At 69.4% G+C, this 25,624-nt stretch carries 25 protein-coding genes; 22 read left to right on the top strand and 3 right to left on the bottom strand.

Translation table 11 applies throughout. The features are described 5' to 3' along the window. Window positions 1-328 precede the first annotated feature (328 nt). The 3 genes from F8178_RS13585 (at window position 329) to F8178_RS13575 (ending at window position 2,807) form a co-directional block, all read left to right on the top strand. The gene (locus F8178_RS13585) at window positions 329-1,042 is read left to right on the top strand and encodes a lysophospholipid acyltransferase family protein (protein WP_317495305.1); all 714 of its coding nucleotides are present in this window, start codon (window positions 329-331) and stop codon (window positions 1,040-1,042) included. Then, window positions 1,032-2,069 (top strand): NAD(P)H-dependent glycerol-3-phosphate dehydrogenase, encoded by a 1,038-nt coding sequence (locus F8178_RS13580; RefSeq protein WP_317495143.1) that lies wholly within the window; start codon window positions 1,032-1,034, stop codon window positions 2,067-2,069. The genes F8178_RS13585 and F8178_RS13580 overlap by 11 nt, the downstream gene beginning before the upstream one ends. A gap of 279 nt (window positions 2,070-2,348) precedes the next feature. Further along, the gene (locus F8178_RS13575) at window positions 2,349-2,807 is read left to right on the top strand and encodes a cysteine dioxygenase family protein (protein ID WP_317495142.1); all 459 of its coding nucleotides are present in this window, start codon (window positions 2,349-2,351) and stop codon (window positions 2,805-2,807) included. On the opposite strand, the gene F8178_RS13570 is transcribed toward F8178_RS13575, so the two are convergent. Further along, window positions 2,765-3,514, bottom strand: a complete 750-nt coding sequence (locus F8178_RS13570; RefSeq protein ID WP_317495141.1) for a pyridoxamine 5'-phosphate oxidase family protein — start codon at window positions 3,512-3,514, stop codon at window positions 2,765-2,767. The genes F8178_RS13575 and F8178_RS13570 overlap by 43 nt on opposite strands. A 111-nt stretch (window positions 3,515-3,625) precedes the next feature. Here F8178_RS13570 and F8178_RS13565 point away from each other — a divergent pair, with 111 nt between their 5' ends. Beyond that, window positions 3,626-4,990: a PLP-dependent aminotransferase family protein gene (locus F8178_RS13565; RefSeq protein WP_317495140.1), complete on the top strand. Its 1,365-nt coding sequence runs from the start codon at window positions 3,626-3,628 to the stop codon at window positions 4,988-4,990. Between the two features lie 126 nt (window positions 4,991-5,116). After that, on the top strand, window positions 5,117-6,214 hold the full coding sequence (locus F8178_RS13560; RefSeq protein WP_317495139.1) for a D-alanine--D-alanine ligase family protein: 1,098 nt from the start codon (window positions 5,117-5,119) through the stop codon (window positions 6,212-6,214). A gap of 58 nt (window positions 6,215-6,272) precedes the next feature. Here the strand turns inward: F8178_RS13560 and F8178_RS13555 are convergent, their stop codons facing one another. Then, window positions 6,273-6,845 (bottom strand): DUF3515 domain-containing protein, encoded by a 573-nt coding sequence (locus F8178_RS13555; RefSeq protein ID WP_317495138.1) that lies wholly within the window; start codon window positions 6,843-6,845, stop codon window positions 6,273-6,275. A 19-nt stretch (window positions 6,846-6,864) separates the two neighbouring features. Next, complete coding sequence (locus F8178_RS13550; protein WP_317495137.1) at window positions 6,865-7,098, bottom strand: Lrp/AsnC ligand binding domain-containing protein; 234 nt, start codon at window positions 7,096-7,098, stop codon at window positions 6,865-6,867. A 350-nt stretch (window positions 7,099-7,448) separates the two neighbouring features. On the opposite strand from F8178_RS13550, the gene F8178_RS13545 reads away from it, so the two are divergent. From F8178_RS13545 to F8178_RS13465, 17 genes are all read left to right on the top strand, one after another. After that, a complete protein-coding gene (locus F8178_RS13545) occupies window positions 7,449-8,375 on the top strand; it encodes a thiamine-phosphate kinase (RefSeq protein WP_396345544.1) in 927 nt (308 codons plus the stop codon). A 37-nt stretch (window positions 8,376-8,412) separates the two neighbouring features. Continuing rightward, window positions 8,413-8,970 (top strand): GNAT family N-acetyltransferase, encoded by a 558-nt coding sequence (locus F8178_RS13540; RefSeq protein ID WP_317495135.1) that lies wholly within the window; start codon window positions 8,413-8,415, stop codon window positions 8,968-8,970. A gap of 126 nt (window positions 8,971-9,096) precedes the next feature. Then, window positions 9,097-10,638, top strand: coding sequence for a UDP-N-acetylmuramoyl-L-alanyl-D-glutamate--2,6-diaminopimelate ligase (locus F8178_RS13535; protein WP_317495134.1), 1,542 nt, complete (start codon window positions 9,097-9,099; stop codon window positions 10,636-10,638). After that, entirely contained in the window at window positions 10,635-12,137 is a 1,503-nt protein-coding gene (murF, locus tag F8178_RS13530; protein WP_317495133.1) for a UDP-N-acetylmuramoyl-tripeptide--D-alanyl-D-alanine ligase, read from the top strand. The genes F8178_RS13535 and murF overlap by 4 nt, the downstream gene beginning before the upstream one ends. Continuing rightward, window positions 12,134-13,225 carry a phospho-N-acetylmuramoyl-pentapeptide-transferase gene (mraY, locus tag F8178_RS13525; protein WP_317495132.1) on the top strand — a complete coding sequence of 364 codons (1,092 nt, stop codon included), beginning with the start codon at window positions 12,134-12,136 and terminating at the stop codon, window positions 13,223-13,225. Before murF ends, mraY begins: the two co-directional genes overlap by 4 nt. Then, complete coding sequence (gene murD, locus F8178_RS13520) at window positions 13,225-14,607, top strand: UDP-N-acetylmuramoyl-L-alanine--D-glutamate ligase (protein ID WP_317495304.1); 1,383 nt, start codon at window positions 13,225-13,227, stop codon at window positions 14,605-14,607. Before mraY ends, murD begins: the two co-directional genes overlap by 1 nt. Window positions 14,608-14,686: 79 nt before the next feature. Beyond that, entirely contained in the window at window positions 14,687-16,063 is a 1,377-nt protein-coding gene (gene ftsW, locus F8178_RS13515) for a putative lipid II flippase FtsW (protein WP_317495131.1), read from the top strand. Beyond that, the gene (gene murG / locus F8178_RS13510) at window positions 16,060-17,187 is read left to right on the top strand and encodes an undecaprenyldiphospho-muramoylpentapeptide beta-N-acetylglucosaminyltransferase (protein ID WP_317495130.1); all 1,128 of its coding nucleotides are present in this window, start codon (window positions 16,060-16,062) and stop codon (window positions 17,185-17,187) included. Before ftsW ends, murG begins: the two co-directional genes overlap by 4 nt. Continuing rightward, on the top strand, window positions 17,184-18,638 hold the full coding sequence (murC, locus tag F8178_RS13505) for a UDP-N-acetylmuramate--L-alanine ligase (protein WP_317495129.1): 1,455 nt from the start codon (window positions 17,184-17,186) through the stop codon (window positions 18,636-18,638). The genes murG and murC overlap by 4 nt, the downstream gene beginning before the upstream one ends. A gap of 3 nt (window positions 18,639-18,641) precedes the next feature. Continuing rightward, window positions 18,642-19,358 (top strand): FtsQ-type POTRA domain-containing protein, encoded by a 717-nt coding sequence (locus F8178_RS13500; protein ID WP_317495128.1) that lies wholly within the window; start codon window positions 18,642-18,644, stop codon window positions 19,356-19,358. Between the two features lie 326 nt (window positions 19,359-19,684). Then, a complete protein-coding gene (gene ftsZ, locus F8178_RS13495; RefSeq protein WP_317495127.1) occupies window positions 19,685-20,989 on the top strand; it encodes a cell division protein FtsZ in 1,305 nt (434 codons plus the stop codon). Window positions 20,990-21,212: 223 nt separating this feature from the next. Further along, complete coding sequence (gene pgeF / locus F8178_RS13490; RefSeq protein WP_317495126.1) at window positions 21,213-21,920, top strand: peptidoglycan editing factor PgeF; 708 nt, start codon at window positions 21,213-21,215, stop codon at window positions 21,918-21,920. Window positions 21,921-21,922: 2 nt separating this feature from the next. Beyond that, window positions 21,923-22,660: a YggS family pyridoxal phosphate-dependent enzyme gene (locus F8178_RS13485; protein WP_317495303.1), complete on the top strand. Its 738-nt coding sequence runs from the start codon at window positions 21,923-21,925 to the stop codon at window positions 22,658-22,660. 43 nt (window positions 22,661-22,703) lie between these two features. Beyond that, window positions 22,704-23,387, top strand: coding sequence for a cell division protein SepF (locus tag F8178_RS13480; RefSeq protein WP_317495125.1), 684 nt, complete (start codon window positions 22,704-22,706; stop codon window positions 23,385-23,387). Window positions 23,388-23,407: 20 nt separating this feature from the next. Then, window positions 23,408-23,698 carry a YggT family protein gene (locus F8178_RS13475; protein WP_317495124.1) on the top strand — a complete coding sequence of 97 codons (291 nt, stop codon included), beginning with the start codon at window positions 23,408-23,410 and terminating at the stop codon, window positions 23,696-23,698. A gap of 44 nt (window positions 23,699-23,742) precedes the next feature. After that, window positions 23,743-24,669 (top strand): DivIVA domain-containing protein, encoded by a 927-nt coding sequence (locus F8178_RS13470; RefSeq protein ID WP_317495123.1) that lies wholly within the window; start codon window positions 23,743-23,745, stop codon window positions 24,667-24,669. A gap of 40 nt (window positions 24,670-24,709) precedes the next feature. Beyond that, a complete protein-coding gene (locus tag F8178_RS13465) occupies window positions 24,710-25,381 on the top strand; it encodes a hypothetical protein (RefSeq protein WP_317495122.1) in 672 nt (223 codons plus the stop codon). The last annotated feature ends 243 nt before the right edge of the window (window positions 25,382-25,624 follow it).

Below are 25,624 nucleotides of genomic sequence, written 5' to 3'. Positions count from 1 at the left end.
CCCACCGTCTGCGTCGTTCGCGGGCGACCGGTGGGTTGCCGTGGCGGTGTCCGGAGCCGTCGAGCTGTCACTGCTACTCACACCGCCGATTGTCCCGCATCGGCATGACCCGTGTGCACGTCGTCCGTCCCGGTGCGGGCCTTCCCGCGCGCCGCGGTGATACCACCCGAGCTTCGCAGTGACGCGGGAAGCAGGCAAACTTGAGAAGGTAGACCGCGCCCGTACTGCCGGTATCCCGGCGGTGCGGGCAGCATGTCAGCAGATTGTGCCGCTGTCGGCGGGGCTGCAGCCGCGAGGCACGAGCGAGACGAAGGAACGGGGCAGGAAGTTGGCCGGGCGCGAAAAGGGTGGCTTCTGGGTGGCGTTCACCGCCGTGCTGTTCTACCCGTTGAGCTGGTTGGCCGCGCGCAGATACCGGGGCGCCGAGCGGGTCCCGCGTCAGGGCGGGGCGTTGCTGGTGCTCAACCATGTGTCCCATTTCGATCCGGTGGTCGATGCGGTATTCGTGCATCGGCAGCGGCGGGTACCACGCTTCATGGCCAAGGCGAGCCTGTTTCGCGTCCCGGTGCTGGGGAGGATCCTGCGCGGCTCGGCCGGGATCCCGGTGTACCGGGAGTCGTCGGCCAGCGGGGACGCGCTGCGCGAGGCGCACCGCACGCTTCGGGAGGGCAAGGTCGTGGTGATCTACCCGGAGGGCACGATCACCAAGGACCCACAGGGGTGGCCGAGCAAGGCCTACACGGGTGTCGCCCGGTTGGCGCTGGCCAACGACGTTCCCGTGATCCCGATCGCGCGGTGGGGCACGAATGAGTTGCTGGACGGTTACGCGAAGAAGTTCCGGCCGTTGCCCCGCAAGACGGTGACCCACAACGTGGGCGAGCCTGTCGATCTCTCGGGCTATCGTGATGCGGGGCAACCGACGCCGGAGAGCCTGCGCGAGGTCACCGACGTACTGATGGCGGAGGTGACGACGTTGCTCGCTGAGATCCGTGGTGAACAGCCACCGAGGAGCAAGGAGTCGACACGGGTGGATGGTGCCTGACGTGGTCGCCGAGGAGATCGTGCCGCAGCGGATCGCCGTGCTCGGCGCGGGCTCGTGGGGAACGAGCTTCGCGAAAGTGCTCTGCGATGCCGGGCGTGATGTCACGATGTGGGCCCGGCGTGCCGAGGTGGCCGCGGAGATCGCCGAGGGGGGAAGCAACGAGCGGTACCTGCCGGGTGTGCGGCTGCCCGACGGGTTGTCCGCCACCAGCGACCCTGGGCGCGCACTCGACGGCGCCGAGGCCGTGGTGCTGGCCGTGCCCAGCCAGCAGCTACGCACGAACCTCACCGGGTGGCGCGACCTGCTGCCCGCACGCGGTGCGCTGATCAGCCTGGCCAAGGGGGTGGAACTCGGCACGCTCAAGCGGATGAGCGAGGTGATCACCGAGGTCACCGGTGCCGACGAGCGCCGAGTCGTGGCGGTCGCAGGCCCGAACCTGGCGCGGGAGATCGCCGAGGAACAGCCCTCGGCGGCCGTGCTGGCCTGCACCGATCACGAGCGGGCTGTATCGGTTCAGCGCGCCGCGTTCAACAGCTACTTCCGCCCATACACCAACACCGACCTCGTGGGCTGCGAGCTCGGCGGCGCGTGCAAGAACGTGATCGCGATGGCCTGCGGTGTCGCCTCCGGCCTCGGGTACGGCACGAATACCATGGCAACCCTGATCACGAGGGGACTCGCCGAGATCGCTCGGCTCGGTGCCAAGCTCGGTGCCGATTCGCTCACCTTCGCCGGCCTGGCAGGGGTCGGGGATCTGGTGGCCACCTGCTCCTCACCGCTGTCGCGCAACCGCACCTTCGGTGAGCGGCTGGGCAGGGGAGAGACCGTGGAACAGGCGCAGCAGGCCAGCGGCGGTCAGGTCGCCGAAGGGGTGAAGTCGTGCTCGTCGATCCGCGAGCTGGCGATCGAGCGTGGTGTGGATATGCCGCTGACCGACGCGATGCACCGGCTATGCCACGAGCGTCGCGACCCCCGGCGGATCGGTGCGGAGCTGCTCGGCAGGGCGAAGAAGTCGGAGTGGGACTAGAACTTCCGCACCGCGCGCCCGTCCCACACAGTGGGAGGGTGCCGGTTGTGCCTGTGGTGCGCTTGACGGCGCCGGGTTCTGTTGCGATAGTCCGACATCGTGGATGAGCGCATCGTCAACCGTCACCAGCCCGCCAGGCAGGCACCGCCGCGGGTGAGGTGGATCGCGCTCTGTTGCCGTCCTTGTCCGATCGGCTGACACCAAGCCGTCGCCGTGCGCGTTTCACCGCGTACATCGCCCCTCCCTTTTGCCGGACAAGGATTCTTGAGGTCAGTCACCGTGTTCGCAGTACCCGCCAATACCGTCGTCGCTGCCGCGGGCGCGGATGTGCCGCGCCATCCCGTCCGGGTCGCCACCGAGTTCGCCGCCGATCGTGACCGGTGGCGCGACCACCTACGCTACGACCCCGACGAGCGGTTCGCCACGCTGATCAGCGCCGATGCCGAGCAGCAAGTGTGGCTGATGAGCTGGCTGCCCGGCCAGCATGCCGACGCGCATGACCACGGTGACACCAGCGGAGCGTTCACCGTGGTCAGTGGCACGCTTACGGAGACGGTGTTGCGAACCCCGCTCGCGGGGCGGCGCGGTGCCGGTGACGTGCACGAGCTGACGCAGGGCCAGTCGAGGGTGTTCGGCCCCGGCTACGCCCATCGGGTGCGCAACGCGGGCGACGATCCCGCTGTCAGTATCCACGTCTACCGGTATGGTTCCCGCACGGTGCGCCCGGTCACCCCGTGAGCGGTCGCCTCACGTGCCGCCACGTGGTCCGGTAGCGCGACCGGCGCGGCCAGATCCTCGCTGGGGCGTGGCTCACCGAAACCCCACCATAACGGCAGCACACCAGCCCACCGTGAGCCGTCGGCGACATCGTCCGGTTCGTCATTCGGACCGTCGTCGCGGATCTTGACGGCCGCCTCGGCCAGCGGCACGGCGACCACCGCCACGGACGCCAGTTCCTTGCGGCTGATCTCGCGGGCGTACTGCCAGGAGCCGGGCGCGAGATGGTCGGTGATGACACGCAGCCCGTGCAGCTTCTCCTCCTGCCCGTCCACCGCGTGGGCCGTGCCGTGTATTACCGCGCTGCGGTAGTTCAGCGAGTGGTGTACGAGGCTGCGCGCGTAGACGATGCCGTCGACGTGTGTGACAGCCACGCACAGCTGACCGCCGGATACCGCCCGCAGGTGGTGTGCTCCGCTGGAGCCGTGCAGGTAGAGCGTGTTGCCGTCGCGGCCGTAGCAGGTGGGAAGCGTCACGGGGGCACCGTGGCGGACCGTGGCTACGTGGCACAGGAAGCCGGCGTCGAGGACCTCGTGCAGGGCGGCCGTGCGGTGCACCGTCCGGTGCCTGGTACGGCTGGGGGTGCTCCGCTCCGTCGACGACAGCGCCGGTTGGTGAGGTGGCAGGCCTGGTGACGAGGCCGGTGGCAAGAATGCGGAATCGGGCATGCGCCCAGCTTGGCCCAGAATGTGGCATGATCGAATAGCCAATACCATGTCGTTTCGAAATGCCACTCGCCGGTAGGTTGCGATACCGGGGTGCGCCAGGGGAGGGCCGCCATGGACCCTGCGTTGCCGGTCAGCCTCGACCGATCCTCGGGCACGCCGCTCGCGGTGCAGCTCGCCGACGCGCTGCGTGACGCCGCCACGGAGGGCCACCTGCGTGCGGGTGATCGCCTACCGTCGACCCGCGCGCTGTCCGCACGGTTGGGAGTGAGCCGCACCGTCACGGCGGCCGCTTACGAGCAGCTCCACGCCGAGGGATGGATCGCGGGTAGGCACGGGTCCGGGACCTATGTGACCACCACCCCGCCCGGTGCTCGCCCGGACGCCACCGTGCGGAGCCCGGAGGGTGGGGACGAGGAGCAGCTGCTCGAGCTCGTGCCCGGCACACCGTGGGCCAGCGGTATCGACCGCGCGGCGTGGCGACGCGCCTGGCGGGCGGCCGCGGACACGCCGCCGTCGACCGGCACGCATCGTGCAGGCATTACCGCCTACCGCTCGGCGATCGCCGAGCACCTGCTGCGTCACAGGGGGTTGCCAGCCGCCACCGGATCCGTGCTGGCCACTGCGGGAACGTCCAGCGCGGTCGCCGAGCTGGCCGCAGGGGTGCTGCGGCCCGGTGACACCGTCGCGGTCGAGGAACCCGGCTACCAGCGTGCGGTGCGGGCGCTGCGGGCAGCCGGGCTGCGCGTGGTGGGGGTTGGGGTCGATGGGGAAGGGTTGCGGGTAGACGCCGTGCCGCCCGGGGTGGTCGCGGTTTACTGCTCCCCGGCCCACCAGTACCCGATGGGCAGCACCATGAGCGCCCCGCGCAGGGTCGCGCTCGTGGAGCGCGCCCGCGCCGATGGGATGTTGATCCTCGAGGACGACTACGACGGCGAGTTGCGCTTCGACGTGGCACCGCTGCCGCTGCTCGCCGCGCTCGCCCCCGACGTGGTGGTGCACCTCGGGACCACCAGCAAGATCCTCACGCCCACGCTGGGAGCGGGCTGGATGGTGGCACCACCCGGGGTGGCCGCCGCCGTGCTCCGGTACCGGGACGGTACCGGCACGCAACCGTCCCCAGCCGGGCAGCGGGTGTTCAGCGAGCTCGCGCGCAGCGGTGATCTCGGGCGACACATCCGGCGGGTGCGCAGGGAACTGTCGGAACGCCGCAGGTTACTGACGGCGGCGCTGCGCGGTGCGGGTGCCCCGGTACTAGGTGACGACGCCGGGGCTCACCTGGTGGTTCCGCTGGAATCGTTGCGGGACGAGCGCGCACGGCTACGGCACGCCAGGAGCCGCGGAATCCGGTTGGACGGCCTGGCACGCCACTTCGCTGGACCTCCGAGCGCGCACGGCATCGCGATCGGCTATGCGGGATGTTCCAGGGACGCGTTGACCGGCGCGGTCGAGACGCTGGTCGAGGTGGTCGCGAGCTGAGCCGCCGCACCACCCGCGTTGGTGGGATCGGTGACGCATGGGGTGGTTGGTGGGGCGACGGCGTTGGTGGGATCGGTGACGCATGGGGTGGTTGGTGGGGCGACGGGTGGGCGTAAGGTCCCGCTTATGAGTGAGGGCAGGATCAGGGTGGCTGTGGTATTCGGCGGCCGCAGCACGGAACACACCATCTCGTGCGTGTCCGCGGGTAGCGTGCTGGCGAATCTGGACACTGACCGGTTCGAGATCGTGCCGATCGGCATTACCCCGGACGGGGGCTGGGTGGTCGGCACCGACGACCCGGGGGCCTTGCGAATCGAGGGGCGGCGGTTGCCCTCGGTGACCGGTGGTGACGAGCTAGTGCTCCGTGCCGACCCCACCAGGCGCGAGCTGGTGTCGCTGTCGCGGGAGGGCGCCGCCGAGGTGTTCGCCTCCGTCGATGTGGTATTCCCGTTGCTGCACGGCGCGTTCGGGGAAGACGGGACGATCCAGGGCCTGCTCGAACTGGCGGACGTCCCCTACGTGGGAGCTGGGGTGTTCGCCAGCGCCGCGGCCATGGACAAGATCTTCGCCAAGAAACTGCTCGCCGCGGAAGGCCTGCCGACCGTGGCGTACGCCGAAGTGCCGAGGGGCTCCTCGGCGCTGGATCCGGCCGAGCAGGAGCGTATCGGGCTGCCTGCCTTCGTCAAGCCCGCCAGGGCTGGCTCGTCCATCGGGATCAGTAAGGTGACCGCCTGGGAGCAGCTACCGGAGGCCGTGGCCACCGCTCGGCGGACCGATCCGAAGGTGCTCGTCGAGGCGGCGGTCACCGGACGTGAGGTGGAGTGCGGCGTGCTGGAGTACCCCGACGGGCGCGTCGAGGCCTCGCTGCCCGCCGAGATCCGGGTAACGGCCGCCGAGGGCGCGGGTTGGTACGACTTCGAATCCAAGTACCTCGACGACGGTGCCGAGCTCGATATCCCGGCCAAGCTGGACGACGAGGTCACCGAGCGGTTACGGGCGACTGCCGTGCGTGCTTTTCGCGCGCTCGACTGCCAGGGCCTGGCCAGGGTCGACTTCTTCGTCACCGATGGTGGCGAGCTGGTCATCAACGAGATCAACACCATGCCCGGCTTCACCACGACGTCGGCGTACCCGAAGATGTGGTCGGTGACCGGTATGGACTACCCGACCTTGCTGGCCACGCTGATCGAGACAGCGCTGGCGCGGGGGACCGGGCTGCGGTGACCGACCGCCGTGCCACCGCGCAGCGGTGGCACGGCGGTCGGAGATCAGCGAGGAGGATTCAGTCGACCTCGACGGCGACCGGCTCGAGTGTTTCGTCGATGATCTCGGAGATGAGCTGGAGCGGTCCGGTGCCCGCCGCGTCCGGTACGGTCAGCGCGATGTACGCCGCACGGTCCACCGCGTACCAGGTGTGCGAGCCCTCACCCTCGACAGGGAGCCATTCCACCCCGTCAACCGCACGGAGCGGGGAATCCGGTTCGAGCTCGGCGGGCTGCTCGAGCCCGCAGCGCAGAATGACCGGGTTCGCCAACCCCCACCCGACGGTAGCGGGTGGGGCGGGGTCGGCCAGCTCACGCCTGGTGAGGTCCTCGTCGCCGGCAGGCAGCTCCTCGGGCAGTGCGCGGAGTAGCCGGTCGCACGCCTCGGCGCCTGCCTCGGGAGCGGGAACCTCGGGGACGGCGAGGCGCTCGTCGCCGCCTGCGGCATCGTCCTCGCCGGAACCGGCGGTGAGCCCGATGATCGCGGCGCCGACGACCAGCACCAGGCCGAGGGCGGCGGCCACGGCGACCAGGGCACGGGGCGGCGCCGCGGTGTCGGGCGTACGGTCGGATGAGCCTGCGGTACCACTCACGGAACCACTACATCATGGGCTACAGGTGCACGACCGGGCAGGTCAGTGTCCTGGTGATCCCGCTGACGTTCTGGATCCGTGCCACCACGAGCTGGCCCATGTCGTCGACCGTCTCCGCCTCGGCCCGCACGATCACGTCGTAGGGGCCGGTGACGTCCTCCGAGCTGAGCACCCCGGGAATCGTCGCGATCTCTGCGGCCACGGATGCCGCCTTGCCGACCTCGGTTTGAATGAGGATGTATGCGTTGACCACGGCGCGTCCCTTCGTCCGATCGAGCCAGTACAGGGTATGAACGAGACCTGATGCATTGGTCACCGGGTGGCTGATGCCTCACCCTCCCGGGGCATAACCTGATGAGTGCATAGGGCATTTCCACGTGGTTTCCGAAGCTACCGCAGCCGCCGGGACGGGGCACGGTTTGCGGTCGAGCTGCCGGTGCGGGACACCATGAGCCGATGGATGGGTGAGCTGTGCAGGAACCGAAGGATGGGAAGGCGACCGGGGCCCGCGCGGCCAGCGGGGCCGCGGCGTTCGGCCGGTCCAGCCGTGACACCGGGTCGGCAGGCGGCGAGGACACTGTCGCGGGACTCGGCGAGTTCGGCCTGATCGCCGCCGTCACCTCGGGGCGCGTCCAGCCGCCGTCGACGCTGCTCGGCCCTGGCGACGACGCAGCCGTGGTGGCAGCCGCCGACGGCCGGGTGGTCACCACCACCGACGTGCTCGTGCAGGGCGTGCACTTCCGCTTCGACTGGTCACCGCCGGAGCAGGTCGGTAGGAAAGCCATCGCGGTCAACCTCGCCGACATCATGGCCATGGGGGCCACGCCAACCGCGGTGCTGGTTGGGCTGGCGTGCCCGGGTGACACCCGCATCGCAACCGTGTCAGGGCTCGCCGACGGGATGTGGGCGGAAGCCGAACGTGCGGGTGTGGGGATCGCAGGCGGTGACATGGTGACCGCGGAGCAGGTGGTGATCAGCGTGACCGCGTTGGGTGACCTGCAGGGCCGGGATCCTGTCCCGCGATCGGGTGCTCGCCAGGGTGATGTGCTCGCGGTGTGCGGCAGGCTGGGTTGGGCCGCAGGCGGGTTGGCCGTCCTTGGCCGCGGGTTCCGGTCCCCGGCCGGTGTGGTCAATGCGCAGCGCTACCCGGAACCGCCGTACGCGCAAGGACCGATCGCCGCTCAGGCCGGAGCGACGTCGATGATCGACGTCTCCGACGGGTTGCTCGCCGACGTCGGTCACCTTGCGGAAGCCTCCAGTGTGGCGTTCGACATCCGTTCCGGCTGGCTGCGGGTCGACGACCGGCTGGCCGAAGTGGCCTCGGCACTCGGTGCCGACCCGCTGCACTGGGTGCTGACCGGTGGTGAGGACCACGCGCTCGCGGCGACCTTCCCCGGAAAGGAACACGTTCCTCAGGGATGGACGGTGGTGGGCACGGCGGAAACCGCCGGGGTCGATGGCCCGTCGATCACCGTGGACGGCAAGCCGTACACCGGGGACGAACCCGGCTGGCAACACTGGCGAAGCTGAGCCGCGCGTGGGCGGTTCGCCGGGATAGTCTGGCGATGTGACGACCAACGCTGATCCCGGCGGCACGCCCGCTGCCGCGCCGCGCTTGGTCCCACGTGCGCTGGACCATCCCGACGCACGTGACCTGATCGCGGGCGCGCAGCAGGTGTACGTCGACCGCTACGGCCAGCCCGACCACACACCGATACGGCCGGACGAGTTCACCGGCAGCAGCGGGCACTTCCTCATCGGCTACCGGGATGGCCTGCCGGTGGTTTGCGGCGGTTGGCGTGCCGTCGACGACCCACCTCCCGAGCTGATGCCGGGCGATGCGGAGATGAAACGCGTCTACGTCCCGGAGTACGCCCGCGGCCGGGGATACGCGCGGCTGGTCGTGACAGCCGTGGAGCGGTCCGCTCTCGCCCACGGCCGGAGCCGGATGGTGTTGGAAACCGGTATCGCACAACCGGAGGCGATCGGCCTCTACACCTCGATGGGGTACGAACCGATCCCGGCCTTCGGCGAGCACCGCAACGAGCCCGCCAGCCGGTGCTTCGCGAAGCCGTTGCCTTCCTCCAGCATCCCTCGCGCGGTCCCGTGCCCCGCACAAGGGTGATCACCGGCCCGGGCGCAACAGTGCCGACCACACGCCGGTAACCTTCCGCCCGTGCCGGTCGACAATACTGGGACGCCGAGACGATCTCGGGACCACGAAGCTGAAGACCCGAAAGGGGACGAGGTGGTGACCGCGGAACACCTGCCGGTGCGGCCACGTGTCACCGAGCCTGTCCCGCTGACCACGCTGGTCGCGCGTGCGGACGGCAGGCTCATCCGGGACAGCAGCGGCGTCGATGCGCCGATCACCGGGGTGACGTTGCGCGCGCAGCAGGTCCGTCCCGGCGATCTGTACGCGGCACTGCCCGGAGCACGCACGCACGGCGCGGACTTCGCGGCCGAGGCGGTCGACGCCGGTGCTGTGGCGATCCTCACCGATGCCGACGGCGCCCAACGACCCGGGGTCAGCCGGGTGGACGTTCCGGTGGTGGTGCACGACGACCCGCGCGGCGTGCTGGGTGACGTGGCGGCGTGGATCTACGACGAACCCTCGCTCCGACTGAACGTGCTGGGAATCACCGGCACCTCAGGCAAGACGACCACCGTGTACCTGGTCGAGTCGGGCCTGCGGGCGGCGGGACTGACCACCGGCCTGGTGGGGACGGTGGAGACACGCATCGCGGGCAAGCGGCAGACCAGCTCGTTCACCACGCCGGAAGCACCTGACCTGCAGGCACTGTTCGCCGCCATGGTGGAGCAGGGCGTGACTCACGTGCCTATGGAGGTGTCCAGCCACGCGCTGGCGCTGGGAAGGGTGAACGGTACGCGGTTCGCGGTGGGGGCGTTCACCAACCTCTCGCAGGATCACCTGGATTTCCACCGGGACATGGCCGAGTACTTCGAAGCCAAGGCGATCCTGTTCGACGGGCGTGCCACGGTCGAGGTCGTGGCGATCGACACCGCCTGGGGCCAGGAGTTGGTCCGGCCGCACACCGTCACGGTGGCCAACGACCCGAACTCCGGCGCGAACTGGACCGCCACCGACCGTTCGACGACGGCGACGGGGGAGCAGTCGTTCGTCATGCACGGTCCGGCCGGGCAGCGGATCAGCACCACGCTCCGGTTGCCGGGGGAGTTCAACGTCACCAACGCGCTGCTGGCAGCCGCCGTGCTCGACGCCTGCGGCGTGCCGGGCGAGCACATCGCCACCGGCCTGGCCGACGCCGTGGTACCCGGCCGGATGGAGCGGGTCGATGAGGGGCAGGACTTCACCGCAGTGGTCGACTACGCGCACAAACCCGCCGCGGTCGCCCAAGCGCTGGACGCGCTCCGGCTGCAGACCGAGGGGCGGGTCATCACGGTGCTGGGATGCGGGGGAGACCGGGACGTCACCAAGCGGCCGTTGATGGGCGAATCGGCGGTGCGGCGCAGCGACGTACTGATCGTCACCGATGACAACCCACGGAGCGAGGACCCGGAGGCGATCCGATCGGCCATCCTGTCCGGCGCGCGCATGGTCGGGCCCTCGCAGGGTGGTGAGGTGTGCGAGATCGGCGACCGCCGCGAGGCGATCGCTTACGCGGTCGAACTTGCCCACCAAGGAGACGTGGTTCTCGTGGCGGGTAAGGGACACGAATCGGGACAGGTGATCGGTGAGGTGGTTCATCCCTTCTCCGATCGGGAGGAACTGGCATCGGCATTGCGCAACCGAATCGAGGCGCAGAAGTGATCCCATTAACCCTGGCGGAGGTCGCCGAGATCACCGGTGGCGTGCTGCACCACGCCGACGGCAGCGAGCGGGTGACCGCCGGAGTGGAGTTCGATTCGAGGAAGATCGCCGAAGGCGGCCTGTTCGTCGCGTTGCCTGGTGAGCGAGTCGACGGGCATTCCTTCGCGGCGGCGGCGGTCGCTGCCGGGGCGAGCGGGGTGCTCGCTGCGCGCGAGGTCGATGCGCCGTCGGTGATCGTGCCCCGCGAGGCCGAGGGGGTCACCGGTACCGGCTCGGTCGCGCTTTCCGGCGACACCGATGGTTCCGGTGCCGCGGTGCTGGCCGCGCTCGGCAAGCTGGCACGCGCGGTCGTCCAACGGTTGTCGCGCACGTCGCTCACGGTGGTGGGGCTTACTGGGTCCTCTGGAAAGACCTCAACCAAGGACCTGATCGCGCAGCTGCTGGAGCCGCTCGGCCCGACGATCGCTCCGCCGGGGTCGTTCAACAATGAACTCGGTCACCCGTGGACCGCATTGCGCGCCGACGCGAGTACCCGTCACCTGGTACTGGAGCTCTCCGCGCGGGGCATGGGGCACATTGCCGAGCTCGCCGCTATCGCACCGCCCCGCATCGGGGCGGTGCTCAACGTCGGCTCCGCCCACGTGGGCGAGTTCGGCTCCCGCGAGCGGATCGCCACGGCCAAGGGTGAGCTCGTCGAGGCGCTGCCCGCCGCGGACGACGGTGGCGTCGCGGTGCTCAACGTGGATGATCCGCTCGTCGCGGCGATGCGCGAGCGCACCGCGGCACGAGTGGTGCCGGTGGGTACCGCCGAGCAGGCCGAGATCCGCGCCACCGACATCCGGCTCGACGAGCAGGCCCGGCCGAGCTTCCAGCTCCACACTCCTGAGGGGTCGGCCGAGGTGACGCTGCCGTTGAGCGGTGAGCACCAGGTGTCCAACGCGCTGGTCGCCGCGGCGGTCGCGCTGGAGTTGGGCGGTGATGTCGCGGAGATCGCCGAGCGGCTGTCCGGCGTCACGCGCCGCTCGGAGCGCCGGATGGAGGTCGTCACCAGCGGCGACGGCGTCACCGTGCTCAACGATTCGTACAACGCCAACCCGGAATCGGTGCGGGCGGCATTGAAGGCGCTGGCCGCGATGAGCGAGCACCGCAGGGCAGCGGGAGGTCGTTCGTGGGCGGTACTCGGTGTGATGGCAGAACTGGGCGAGGCAGCCACCGCCGCGCACGACGAGATCGGCAGGCTGGCCGTGCGGTTGAACATCGACCGCCTGGTGGTGGTCGGCGAGGAGGCCGCCGCGATGCACCGGGGAGCCTGTCTCGAAGGCTCGTGGGGCCGGGAGTCGGTGCTTGTGCCGGACGCCGATGCCGCGATCGAGCTGCTGCGCGAGGAGCTTTCGGGGCAGGACGTGCTGCTGGTGAAGGCATCCAAGATCGCCGAGCTGTGGCGGGTGGCCGATGCGGTGCTGGAGTCCCCGTTCGTGCGGGACGGTGATAGCGCGTGATCAGCATCCTGATCGCGGCCTCGGTGGGCCTGCTCGTCTCTATCCTGCTCACCCCTTACCTGATCAGGGAGTTCTCCAAGCAAGGCTTCGGCCAGGAGATCCGGGAGGAAGGCCCTGACGGACACCGGTCGAAGCGGGGTACCCCCACCATGGGCGGCGTCGCGATCATCATCGCGACGCTGGTGGGGTACGGCACCGCGCACCTGCTGCGGTGGGTGGGATCGGCCGACGGCGGCGGCCCGTCAGCCTCGGCTTTGCTGGTGCTGTTCCTGGCCACCGGCTTGGGGGTCGTGGGGTTCCTCGACGACTTCATCAAGATCCGCAAGCAGCGCAACCTCGGGCTGAACAAGACATCCAAGCTCGTCGGGCAGCTGGTGATCGCGGTGGTGTTCGCGATCCTGGCGATCCAGTTCGCCGACGAGCGCGGCCTGACCCCGGCATCGACGAACCTGTCGTACGTGCGCGACCTCGCGCTGATCGTGTTTCCGCTGCCCGTTTTCATCATCTTCTGCTACCTGCTCATCGCGGCCTGGTCCAACGCGGTGAACTTCACCGACGGGCTGGACGGTCTGGCAGGCGGTGCCGCCGCGATGGTGCTGGGCACCTATGTCGTGATCTCGTTCTGGCAGGCGCGGCTGGCGTGCGCGGAGACGCCGCAGCCCGCCTGCTACGACGTGCGCGATCCGCTCGACCTCGCAGTGGTCGCCGCGGCGGCGACGGGCGCGTGTATCGGGTTCCTGTGGTGGAACGCCGCGCCGGCGAAGATCTTCATGGGTGACACCGGGTCGCTCGCGCTCGGCGGCCTGATCGCGGGCCTGTCGGTGACCACGCGTACCGAACTGCTGGCGATCGTCATCGGTGGCCTCTTCGTCGTGGAGATGGTCTCGGTGGTGCTGCAGATCGCGGTGTTCCGCACCACCGGCCGCAGGCTGTTCCGCATGGCGCCCTTCCATCATCACTTCGAGCTCGCGGGCTGGGCCGAGACCACGGTGATCATTCGGTTCTGGCTGCTCGCCGCGATCTGCTGCATGCTCGGGCTCGTGTTGTTCTATGGTGAACAGCTCGCCGCCGTGGGTGGGTTGTCGTGATCCCCCTCGCCGGTCGTCGGGTGTTGGTGGCTGGCGCCGGGGTCACCGGCGAGTCGGTGGCCGGTGCGCTGGTCGAGGCCGGTGCGCTGGTGACGGTCACCGATGAGCGCGCCGAGCAGCTCGACCGGCTCGCGGCGACGGTTGCGGTGACGTGCGTTCCGGGGTTGACCTCGCCCCCCGAGGGCACCGACCTGGTGGTGACCAGCCCCGGATGGCGCCAGAACACGCCGGTGCTGCGTGCTGCCGCCGACGCAGGCATCGAGGTGATCGGGGACGTCGAGCTGGCATGGCAGCTAGGGCAGGCCAGGCAGCGGCCGCCGGTGTGGCTGGCGGTGACCGGGACGAACGGGAAGTCCACTACGGTGAGCATGCTGGCCGAGATCCTGGTCGCGGCCGGGCGGCACGCGGTGGCTTGCGGCAACGTGGGATTCGCGGTCACCGACGCGGTGCGTTCCGGTTACGAGGTGCTGGCCGTCGAGCTGTCCAGCTTCCAGTTGCACTGGTCCCGCGGCCTGGCGCCGTACGCCGCGGTGGTACTCAACGTGGCGGAGGATCACCTCGACTGGCACGGATCGATGAGCGCCTACGCCGAGGCCAAGGGAAGCATCTACGACCGAACCCGTCTGGCTGTGTACAACGCGCAGGACCGATACTCCGGGACGTTGGCGCACCGGCGCGCTCCCGGGGACGCGCGCCGCGTCGGTATCGTGCCCGGCCCGCCCGCGCAGGGCGAGCTGGGGGTCGACTCCGGCATGTTGGTCGACCGCGCGTTCGGGGAGGATACGCAGCCCGTGTCGTTGTGCCCGACCTCCGAGATACGCCCGGCAGGGCCGCACAACGTGGTCAACGCGTTGGCCGCCGCGGCACTCGCTCGTGGCTACGGCGTCAGCGCCGAGGCGGTGCGGGAGGGTCTGCTGGCCTTCCGGCCAGAGGACCACCGTGCGACGCTGGTCGCCGAGGTCGGCGGCGTGCGTTACGTCAACGACTCCAAGGCCACCAACCCGCACGCCGCGGGCGGTTCGCTTGCCGCGTACGACCACGTGGTGTGGATCGCCGGGGGGCAGCTCAAGGGTGCCTCGCCGGAGACGGTGGACGCGCTGGTGGCCGAGCATGCCGGGCGGCTGCGCGGCGTTGTGGTGATCGGCGCCGACGCCGGTGTGATCGCGGACGCTGTCGCGCGACACGCCCCGGATATTCCGCTGATTCACCCCGATCCGGGTGACGATGGTGTCATGGCAGCCGCAGTAGGGGCAGCGAGCGCGATGGCGCGTTCCGGTGACGTGGTGCTGCTGGCGCCTGCCGCCGCGTCGCTGGACATGTTCCGCAGCTACGCGCACCGCGGTGACGCGTTCGCGGCTGCGGTGCGTTCGCTGCGCGGGTAAGGCCGTGGTCACCGAGCGGACGTCGACGCGGGGGAAAGGAGTGCGTAGCAGGCGAACGCAGGGCACCGATCGTGGTGCCATGGCTCGATTGTCCGCCGTGCGCAGCGCACTGACCGCTTGGCTGTCCCGGCCGCTGGCCTCGTTCCACCTCGTACTGGCGCTGTGCGGGTTGCTCACGCTGATCGGCATCGTGATGGTGCTGTCGGCCTCGTCGCCCGCTTCCGGTGCGGGCGGGCAGGTCTACGCGCTGTTCGGTAGGCACCTGATGTTCGTCGCGATCGGGGCCGCGGCGTTCTTGGTGGCGCTGCGGTGTCCGTTGCGGCTGCTCAGGCAGGTGGCTCCGGTGCTGCTCGTGGCCAGCGTCGCCATGCTGGCCATGGTGCTCAGCCCGCTGGGTACTTCGGTGTTCGGCGCACAACGCTCCTTCGCGCTCGGTCCGATCTACGTGCAACCGGTGGAGCTGGCCAAGCTCGCGCTCGCGTTGTGGGGCGCCCACATCCTGGTCAGCAAGAGTTCGTTGCTGCACCAGTGGCGCCACCTGCTCGTCCCGATCGTCCCGGTGGCGCTGGTGATGTTCGCCCTGGTGATCGCCCAGCCGGACCTGGGCAGCACGGTCAGCCTCGGCGTGGTGCTGCTCGCCCTGCTGTGGTTCGCTGGGGCGCCGAAACTGCTGTTCATTCTGGTGTCAGGGGTGGCAGCGCTGGCCGTCGGGGTGCTGGCGGTGATCGCGCCGTACCGGCTAGCCCGGGTGATGACCTTCCTGGATCTTGAGGCCGACCCGCAGGGAACCGGCTGGCAGGCGCGCCAGGCGATGTTCGCGCTGGCTGATGGTGGGCTGTTCGGCGCTGGTCTCGGTCAGGGCGCGTCCAAGTGGCAGTACCTGCCGAGCGTGCACAACGATTTCATCTTCGCGCTCATCGGTGAGGAACTCGGGCTGATCGGTGCGTGCGTGGTGATCGGGCTGTTCGCCGCGGTGGCTGTGGTCGGGCTGCGGATCGCGGCGCGCAACCTCGACCCGTGGATCCGTATCGTCGCAGGGACGTTGACGGTCTGGATCGTCGGCCAGGCGGGCATCAATATCGGGTACGTTGTCGGGTTGCTCCCGATCACCGGGATCCCGCTGCCGATGATCTCTTATGGTGGCACCTCGCTGGTCGTTACCATGTTCTCCTTCGGCGTATTGGCCAACTGCGCTCGCCACGAGCCGGAGGCGGTGGCCGCGCTGCGCAATCAGGGGCCGGGTAAGTTCGGCAAGCTGCTGCGCTTGCCCGCGCCTGACCCGTACCGGCCGAAAGCCAATCGCACGGCCGCCCGGTCGAAGTCGCGGGGTGGCGGCAGGCCCGCGGGCCGTGATGCGGGTGGCGGCCAGCGGCCGAGCTCGGCCACGCAGGCGCACCGGGCGCCGCCGAAGCAGCGCCGGGGGCAACGACGAGGACAACGTGGAGGACGCAGGTGAGCACGCCCACGGTTGTGGTGGCAGGCGGGGGAACGGCGGGCCACATCGAGCCGGCACTCGCGCTCGCCGATGCGGTGCGGCGGCTCCGGCCGGATGCGCGGGTGGTCGCGTTGGGTACCGAGCGGGGACTGGAGACGACCCTGGTGCCCGACCGGGGGTACGAGCTCGAGTTGATTCCCCCGGTGCCGATGCCGCGCTCTGTCGGGCTAGAGCTGCTCCGCATGCCTGCCAAGGTTTGGCGTTCGGTCGCCGCGACCCGCCGGGTGCTCCAGCGGGTCGGTGCCGACGTGGTGGTGGGGTTCGGTGGTTACGTCGCGTTGCCCGCTTACCTGGCCGCTCGCGGCAGGATGCCGATCGTGGTGCACGAGGCGAACCAGCGTCCGGGACTGGCCAACAAGGTGGGCGCGCGGTTCGCCGAGCGGGTGGCGGTCGCCACACCGGACGCGTCGCTGCGCGGCGGCGAGACGGTCGGTATGCCGCTGCGGCGGTCCATCACCACACTCGACCGTAGCGCGTTGCGGGCCGAGGCGCGCGAGCATTTCGGCCTCGACCAGAACGCGCCCACGGTGCTGGTGTTCGGTGGTTCGCAGGGTGCACGGACGCTCAATACCGCTGTGTCAGAGGCAGCGGGCGATCTCGCGGCGGCGGGGATCGGCGTGCTGCACGCGCACGGCCCGGGCAATACGCTGGCAGTGACCGGGGAATCGAGCTCCGGCGGGGCAGGGCCCCGGTACGTGACCGTGCCGTACTTGGAGCGCATGGACCTGGCTTACGCGGCGGCCGATCTGGCGCTGTGTCGGTCGGGGGCGATGACCGTGGCGGAGGTCTCGGCGGTCGGGCTGCCCGCGGTGTTCGTGCCGCTGCCGCATGGCAACGGGGAGCAGGAGCTCAACGCCCGGCCCGCGGTACGGGCAGGGGCGGCGACGATGGTCGCCGACGCCGAGCTGACGGCGGACTGGGTGGCGCAGCAGGTCGTGCCGCTGGCCACCGATGCGGCACGGTTGGAGACAATGAGCGCGGCTGCCACCGGCCTCGGCCACGGCAGCGCGGACGAGGTGCTGGCCGAGATGGTGCTGCAGGCGTGCGGTGCCTTGCCCGACCGGCAAGAGGGGAAGCGTGAATGACAGCCGTTCCTGACGTGTTGCGGTGCGCCCACCTGATCGGTATCGGTGGCGCGGGTATGAGCGGTATCGCCCGCATCCTGCTGGCCAGAGGCGCGATGGTGAGTGGCTCGGACGCCAAGGACTCGCGCGCCTTCCTCACGCTGCGCGCGCAAGGGGCCGAGATCGCGATCGGCCAGGATGCGGCCAATCTCGACATCACCGGCGCCTCGCCGAGCGCGGTGATCGTCTCCACCGCGATCAGGGAAACGAACCCGGAACTGGCGGCCGCGAGGGACCGAGGCATCCCGGTCCTGCACCGCTCGGAAGCCCTCGCGGAGTTGATGGCGGGCCACACCGTCGCGTGCATTACCGGGACGCACGGCAAGACGTCGACCACGTCGATGCTGACGGTGGCGCTGCAGCACTGCAGGCTCGATCCGTCGTTCGCCATCGGCGGGGATCTCAACGAATCGGGAGCGAACGCGCATCACGGCAGTGGGGGAATCTTCGTCGCCGAAGCCGACGAGAGCGACGGCTCGTTCCTGTCGTACGACCCCGAGGTCGCCGTGGTGACCAATATCGAGCCGGACCATCTCGACCACCACGGCTCGGTGGAAGCCTACAGCTCGACCTTCGAGGAGTTCGTCGGCCGGATCCGGCCGGGTGGTGCGTTGGTGGTGTGTGCCGACGACCCGGCGGCGGAACGGTTGGCAACCGAAGCCGTCTCGCGCGGCCTGCTCGCCGACGGCGTGCGGGTACGGCGCTACGGCAGGAACGCCTCCGCTGACTCCGATGCCCGGGTACTGGACTACCGGCCGAGCGAGGACGGCGGCACGGTGCGGATCGCACTGCACGGTCAGCAGCGGGACGTCCGGCTGCCGGTTCCCGGCGAGCACATGGCGTTCAACGCGGTCGCCGCGCTGCTCGCCGGGGATGAGCTCGGTGCCGGTGTGGACGATCTGGTCGACGGGCTCGCCGCGTTCACCGGGGTTCGGCGCCGGTTCGAGTTCAAAGGGCGGGCAGGCGATGTGCGGGTCTACGACGACTACGCGCACCATCCCACCGAGGTGGCCGCGCAGCTACGTGCCGCGCGGCACGCGGCGGGTCGGGACCGTGTGGTCGTGGTGTTCCAGCCACACCTGTACTCGCGGACCATGGCGTTCGCCGACGAGTTCGCCGAGGCGCTGGAACTCGCGGACGAGGTGGTGGTGCTGGATATCTATGGCGCACGGGAGGAGCCGGTGCCAGGAGTGTCGGGAGCGCTGATCGCCGACCGGATCACGCGCGCTACGGTACGCTACGAACCCGCCTTCGACCGCGCGGCGACGTTGGCCGCCGGGATCGTGCGGCCAGGCGACCTGTTGATCACGATGGGCGCCGGCGATGTCACCCAGCTCGGTGCCGAGATCATCAGGGAGCTGGACGCGGGAGTCGCGGACGCTGCCGCCGCGGCGCCGGTACCCGAGGGGTAGGCGGTGGCGGGCCGGTCCCGGCGCGGTGCTGCGGCGCGGGCACGCCCCTCGCGCGGCAGGATCCTGTTACGGCGTGCCGTCGCGGTGCTGTGCGTGCTCGCCGTGGGTGGTGTGGTGTACCTGCTGCTGTTCACTTCGCTGCTCGGGGTGCGGTCGGTCGACGTGAGCGGGGTGCACCGGGCCTCGCAGGAGGCTGTCGAGGAGCTGGCTGCGATCCCGGACCAGCGCCCGATGTTGCGGGTGGATACGGAGGAAGTGGCCGACCGCGTCGCCGGGATCGACGAGGTCGAGCGTGCCGAGGTCGGGCGGTCGTGGCCGTCGACCATCAGGATCGAGGTCATCGAACGCGAGGAGGTCGCCTACTTCGCCGCCCATGACGGCATCCGGCTGGTGGACGAGCACGGGGTGCCGTTCCACGAGGTCGGCGATCCGCCAGACGGACTGCCCGAGCTGCGCACGGAGACCGTGTCGTCGGAGGATGAGGTGACCGAGGCAGTGATGGAGGTGCTGGCCACGTTGCCGGGTGAGCTGCGCGAGTCGGTGACCACGATCGGCGCGGACACTCCAGGCAGTGTGGAGTTCACCTTGGCAGGCGGCGAGACGGTGCACTGGGGCGACGCCGGGCAACCCGACCGCAAAGCCCGCGTCCTCGACGCCATCCTCACCCAACCCGGCGACGTATATGACGTCTCGAGTCCTGAGCTACCTACGGTTTCGTAGGTAGCTCAGAATGAGAGTCGATGTGGGGTGGTGGTCGGGCGACGGGTGGGCGTCTCGAGTCCTGAGCTACCTACGGTTTCGTAGGTAGCTCAGAATGAGAGTCGATGTGGGGTGGCGCTGAATGTCACGTTCGGCCCCACGCCCGGCGTGGCTGCTGGATTCCACCGGTGGACGATGCTTACCGTCCAGACACAGCGTCGGAAGTTGACATAATTCTGAACCTCATGTTGAGGTTGAGGGTTTCTCGCCGGTGGATGACCGGTCGGGTGATTGACTTCGGGCGCAGACGCAGCGGACCTGGAGCCACGAGCAGGAAGGCGGACCCGATGACGCCCCCGCACAACTACCTCGCGGTGATCAAAGTCGTCGGTATCGGCGGCGGTGGTGTGAACGCCGTGAACCGGATGATCGAGGTCGGCCTCAAGGGGGTCGAGTTCATCGCGGTGAACACCGACGCTCAGGCGTTGCTGATGTCGGATGCCGATGTGAAGCTCGACATCGGCAGGGAACTCACCCGTGGTCTCGGCGCGGGAGCCGCCCCCGATGTGGGGCAGCGCGCGGCCGAGGATCACGCCGACGAGATCGAAGAGGTGCTCAAGGGCGCCGACATGGTCTTCGTGACCGCGGGCGAGGGTGGCGGTACCGGTACGGGTGGCGCACCCGTGGTCGCCCAGGTCGCTCGCAAGCTCGGCGCGCTCACTATCGGCGTGGTCACCCGGCCGTTCTCTTTCGAGGGCAAGCGCAGGGGATCGCAAGCCGAGGAGGGGATCCAGGAGCTGCGCAACGAGTGCGACACGCTGATCGTCATCCCCAACGACCGGTTGCTGCAGCTCGGCGACATCGGGGTCTCGCTGATGGACGCGTTCCGGTCGGCCGACGAGGTGCTGCTGTCGGGTGTGCAGGGCATCACCGACCTCATCACGACGCCGGGCCTGATCAACCTCGACTTCGCCGATGTCAAGAGCGTCATGTCCGGTGCCGGTAGCGCGTTGATGGGTATCGGTTCGGCACGTGGTGAGGGTAGGGCGGTGCAGGCTGCCGAGAAGGCCATCAACTCGCCCCTGCTCGAGGCCTCGATGGACGGCGCGCACGGCGCGTTGCTGTCGATCGCGGGCGGTTCGGATCTCGGACTCTTCGAGATCAACGAAGCCGCCTCGCTGGTACAGGAGTCGGCGCACCCGGAAGCGAACATCATCTTCGGCACGATCATCGATGACTCGCTCGGCGACGAGGTGCGGGTGACCGTTATCGCCGCCGGGTTCGATGCGGGCGCTCCGACCCATAAGAAGCTGGACCCGCCCGCTGTTTCGTCCTCGACCGCATCGCCGGGGAGCTCGTCCTCGACGGCCTCGGCGGAAGCGGGCACGCTCGGCGGCGGCAGCGGTCGCTCGTCGGGTTCGCGTTCCGAGGAGCAGCCTCCCGTGCGGCAGCAGCCCGCCGCGGGCGGGGAATCCGCGCGGGGTGGCACCGCACAACATGGCGGTTCGCTGCCGCAGTCGCAGCATGGCGGGAACGCCGCCGCGGGTAACGGCACGCGCGGTAGCCTGCCTCACCGGGCTGTTCCGGTGACAGAAGAGGACGCCGCTGCCGACGACGATGACGTGGACGTCCCACCGTTCATGCGCCGGTAACCGGGCGCTGTGCCCGGCCTGCCCGGTCTGCCGGGCGGCGTGCGGTGCCGTTTAGGCTGAGCCACCAGAGGGTTCTCGCATCGTGCCGTACCCCGACATGCCCGAGACCGGGGCCGGGAGGGCACGAGCGAGGTAGCCGAGGTGCTACCGGGCAGACCAAGCGGCCGGTAGCGGACAGATAGCAGCCAACGGGCAGCCAGCTGGCACTGCCGGGAGGTCCAGCGTGCGGATACGTCGAGTGGTGACCACGCGCGCCGGAGGGTGTTCACGTGCTCCGTACGACAGCTTCAACCTCGGCGACGCTGTCGGTGACGACCCTGATGCGGTCGCGGCCAATCGTGCCCGGCTGGCACGTGAGCTCGGCCTGACCGGCGAGCGGATCGCCTGGATGGAACAGGTGCACGGGCGCACCGTCACCGTGGTGGACGGTCCGATCGACGCGCCAGCGGAAGCCACCGACGCGCTGGTGACCGCCGCGCCGGGCATGGCGGTGGCGGCCTTGGTGGCCGACTGCGTCCCCGTGCTGCTCGCCGAGCCCGAAGTGGGTGTGGTCGCCGCGGTGCACGCCGGCCGGGTGGGTGCTCGCGTCGGTGTCGTGCCTGCCGCTGTGGAGGCCATGCGCTCGCTGGGGGCGCGTACCTCGCGTATCGAGGTGCTGCTCGGCCCGGCCATCTGCGGGGCGTGCTACGAGGTGCCGCGCGAGATGGCGGACGACGTGGCGACCCACCTTCCGGGCAGCGCGTGCCGGAGCAGGCGAGGGACCGCTGGGATCGATCTGCGGGCAGGATTGTGGCAGCAGCTCGCGGGGATCGGCGTCGGCAAGATCGGGGTGGATCCGCGGTGCACGGTGGAGGAGGAGACGTTGTTCAGTTATCGCAGGCAGGGCACCACCGGCCGGATCGCAGCCGTGACCTGGATGGAAGCGACGTGAACCTGCAGGATGCCGAACGTGTCGAGCAGCTGCGCCGGTCGCTGGACGCTCTGCGAGCGCGGGTGACCGCTGCCTGTGAGAGCGCGGGCAGGGATCCGGAAGGGGTGCGGCTGGTGGCGGTCACCAAGACGTTTCCCGCTTCGGATGCGGCGTTGCTTTCCGACCTCGGGGTCCGGCATTTCGCCGAGAACAAGGACCAGGAGGCCGGTGCGAAGGTGGCGGAGTTCACGCGGCTCCGCCCGGACGCCGATGTTCGCTGGCACATGGTGGGCAGGATGCAGCGCAACAAGGCCCGTACCGTGGTGCGCTGGGCCGACGAGGTGCAGTCGGTGGACTCGCCGCGGCTGGTGAACGCGTTGGAGCAGGCGGCGGCGCGAGCGCGGGAGAAGGGGTGGCGGTCGCGACCGTTGGACGTGCTCGTCCAGGTGAGCCTGGATGAGGCTCCTCATCGAGGTGGGTGTTCACCCGCCATGCTTCCCGAGTTGGTGAGTAATATCACTAGATCGGATGAAATGAGATTCCGGGGTCTGATGACCGTGGCTCCGCAGGGAGTCGATCATGATAGCGCATTCGCACGATTCGCCGATATCGCTCGGTGGCTCCGTGAGGATTATCCCAATCTCGTCGAGCTCTCGGCGGGGATGAGCGGTGACCTGGAATCCGCGATAGCGCACGGATCGACATGCGTGCGTGTCGGAACAGCGTTGCTCGGTGGGCGCGAGCTAGCCTCACGTGAGTGACGGTGGGGCATACCCTGGGCCGCGTACACCCTCGGAGGAGAGCATGAGCACGCTGCAGAGGCTGAAAGCCTACTTCGGCATGATCCCAGCCGACGACGAGGGGTACGACGACTACCCGGGTGATTATCCGGAGTACGCGGCTCCGGACGGATACCGGCGCGGCCACCGTGGTGACGGCGGCTACGACCGCGGCTATGACCGGGGCTATGACCAGGGATACGACGAGTATCGCGAGGAGCAGGTGCCCCGTAGGGGGCGTGGTGGTTACCGGATGCCTGCCGATCCACTCGACGAGCCGGGTGGGCGCGCCCGTGGCAGGGGGCGCGGCATGTCGGCTGAGCCCGCGGTCGCGGGCGCGTTGGCGATGGACCGGCAGCCGGAGCCGGTGACACGGTTACGGCCGGTTCCGGAGCAGGCTGCTGGATCGGCCGGTGCCGGGAGGGATCCGCTGAGCCGGATCGTCACGTTGCATCCCAGCGGGTACAGCGAGGCGAGGGAGATCGGCGAGCACTTCCGGGACGGCAGTCCGGTGATCATGAATCTCACCGAGATGGACAACGCCGACGCCAAGCGTCTGGTGGACTTCGCTGCAGGTCTCGCCTTCGCCCTGCACGGCTCGATCGACAAGGTCACCAACAAGGTTTTCCTGCTCTCCCCGCCGGACATCGACGTCTCGGCGGAGGACCGGCAACGGATAGCCGAGGGCGGGTTGTTCCTCCGTCGCTGAGAAGTGGCAGAGTTAGACACGTGGAACTGGTCTTACTTGTCGTCTACTACGTGTTGTTCGTCTACTGGCTCTTCCTCCTCGCGAGGGTGGTGGTCGAGCTGGTTCGAGCGTTCTCACGAGAGTGGCGTCCAGCGGGAGGGGTTGCGGTAACGCTCGAGACCATCTACACAGTGACCGACCCACCTGTCAAAGCGCTCCGGCGTCTCATTCCACCGGTGCGGATTGGCAACGTGGGGCTGGACTTATCGATTATGGTGCTGTTGTTGGTTGTGTTCATACTGATGCAACTGGCGTTATCCGGTGCCCGGTAACAGGTCCGGGTATCGCGCAGGCCTGGAGTGCGTGAGGTGATCAGATGTCCTTGACCCCCGCTGACGTGCACAACGTCGCGTTCAGCAAGCCACCGATTGGCAAACGGGGCTACAACGAGGACGAGGTGGACGCCTTCCTCGACCTGGTGGAGACCGAGCTTGCCCGCCTGATTGAGGAGAACAACGAGCTGCGTCAGCAGGTCGAACAGCTCGACGCGGAGCTGGAATCGGCCCGGAACGAGCTTCAGCAGGGTGCGACCTCGGGCGCTCCGGCTGCACAGCAGGCTCGTCGGGAGCCGGCGCAGCACGAGGCGCCGCGCCAGGACGAGCCGTCCCGGCGTCTGGCGTCCGTCCCCGCCCCGTCAGCCCTCGAACAGACGCAGGAACATGCCAATCTCGGCGGAGACGGCAGTGAGCCCAACGTGCAGGCGGCCAAGGTCCTTGGCTTGGCCCAGGAGATGGCCGACCGTCTCACGGTGGAAGCCAAAGCCGAGTCCGACGGCATGCTCGCCGAGGCGCGAACCAAGTCCGAGCAGCTACTGTCGGAGGCTCGCTCGAAGGCGGACTCGATGGTGAACGAGGCCCGCACCCGTGCGGAGACGATGCTCAACGACGCGCGAACGCGTGCGGAGACGATCGAGCGACAGTCGCGGGACAAGGCCGCGACCATGGAGCGCGAGGCACAGCGCAAGTACACCGAGCACATGAACGCGCTCAACGCGGAGAAGGACGCGCTGAGCAAAAAGATCGACGAGCTTCGGACCATCGAACGCGAGTACCGCACCAGGTTGCGCGGCTTCCTGGAGTCACAACTGCGGGAACTGGACGACCGAGGATCCGCGGCACCGTCCTCGGCACCGGCCTCCGGCGGCGGTGGTGCGCACGCCGAATCGGCGTCGGCCCCGCAGAGCGGCAACTCGAGCGGTGCCAGCCAGGGCTTCTCGTTCGGACCTCGGGCCGAGGCGGGGTAGCTACCGTGACGGCGACACTCGACGACTGAGCTGAGGCATCGTGCTCTACATCGTCCTGGTACTCGTTCTCGGTGCGTTGGGCCTGCTGATCGCGGCGCTGATCACCGGTGCTTCACTCTGGGCGTGGGTCTCGATCGGCTGCTCGGGGGCAGCCGCGGTGCTGCTGGTCGTGGACTGGTTGCGGCGGCGAGGCGGGGAGCGCTCCGTTGCGGCGAGACAGGACAGCGGCACCGGCGATGATGGTGGGGACGATGTCGAGGACGGCGCGGAACTCGGTGGTGAACGCGACGAGGTGCGTCCCGCCGGGGATGTCGAAGCCGCCGAAACCGCCGAGGGCGCCGGTCGCGAGGGTGTGATCGGTCCCGAACACGTCAGCGGCGCCGAGGGGACAGGCGAGCACCCGGATTCCGAAGGCTCCGAAGGGCCGGGGGAGACCGCGGAAGCCGTGGGCGCCGGGGATCCGGGCGAGGAGGAGACGGACGCAGCCGACCTGCTGATCGTGTGTGAGCTCGACGACGAGGTTCTCGTGGTCGATGAGCATCCGCGATACCACCTGACCCGGTGCCGTTGGTTGGGGGATAGGGACACGATCCCGTTGCCGGTGTCCGAAGCGAGGGATCTGGGATTCACCCCTTGCGCCCGATGCGGCCCCGACGCCCACCTCGCAGCCGGATACCGCGAGAGTAAGCAGGGTGAGCGAGCGGACGGGTAGGTACAGCCTCGCCCCTGGCTACACGCCCGCGCGGTGTGCGGGTTAACCTGGACACACCAGTGATCCGAGGGAACCAGGGCCGCAGGCCCGCCCGCGGGTCGGTGGCGGCGATGATCCGGCTATCACCGGGGAGCCTCCGGAAGAACGGGTCGCCTGGCGCGCGGCCTCAGTAGAACCGGACGGGTTCGGCCCGACACAGCCGAGCAATGAGCGGCCCGCACGGCGTGCGGGCAAGCGGGGTGG

The sequence above is a fragment of the Haloechinothrix sp. LS1_15 genome (assembly GCF_033042135.1).
Taxonomy (GTDB): Bacteria; Actinomycetota; Actinomycetes; order Mycobacteriales; family Pseudonocardiaceae; genus Haloechinothrix.
This window is presented reverse-complemented; position numbering and strand designations above follow the sequence as displayed.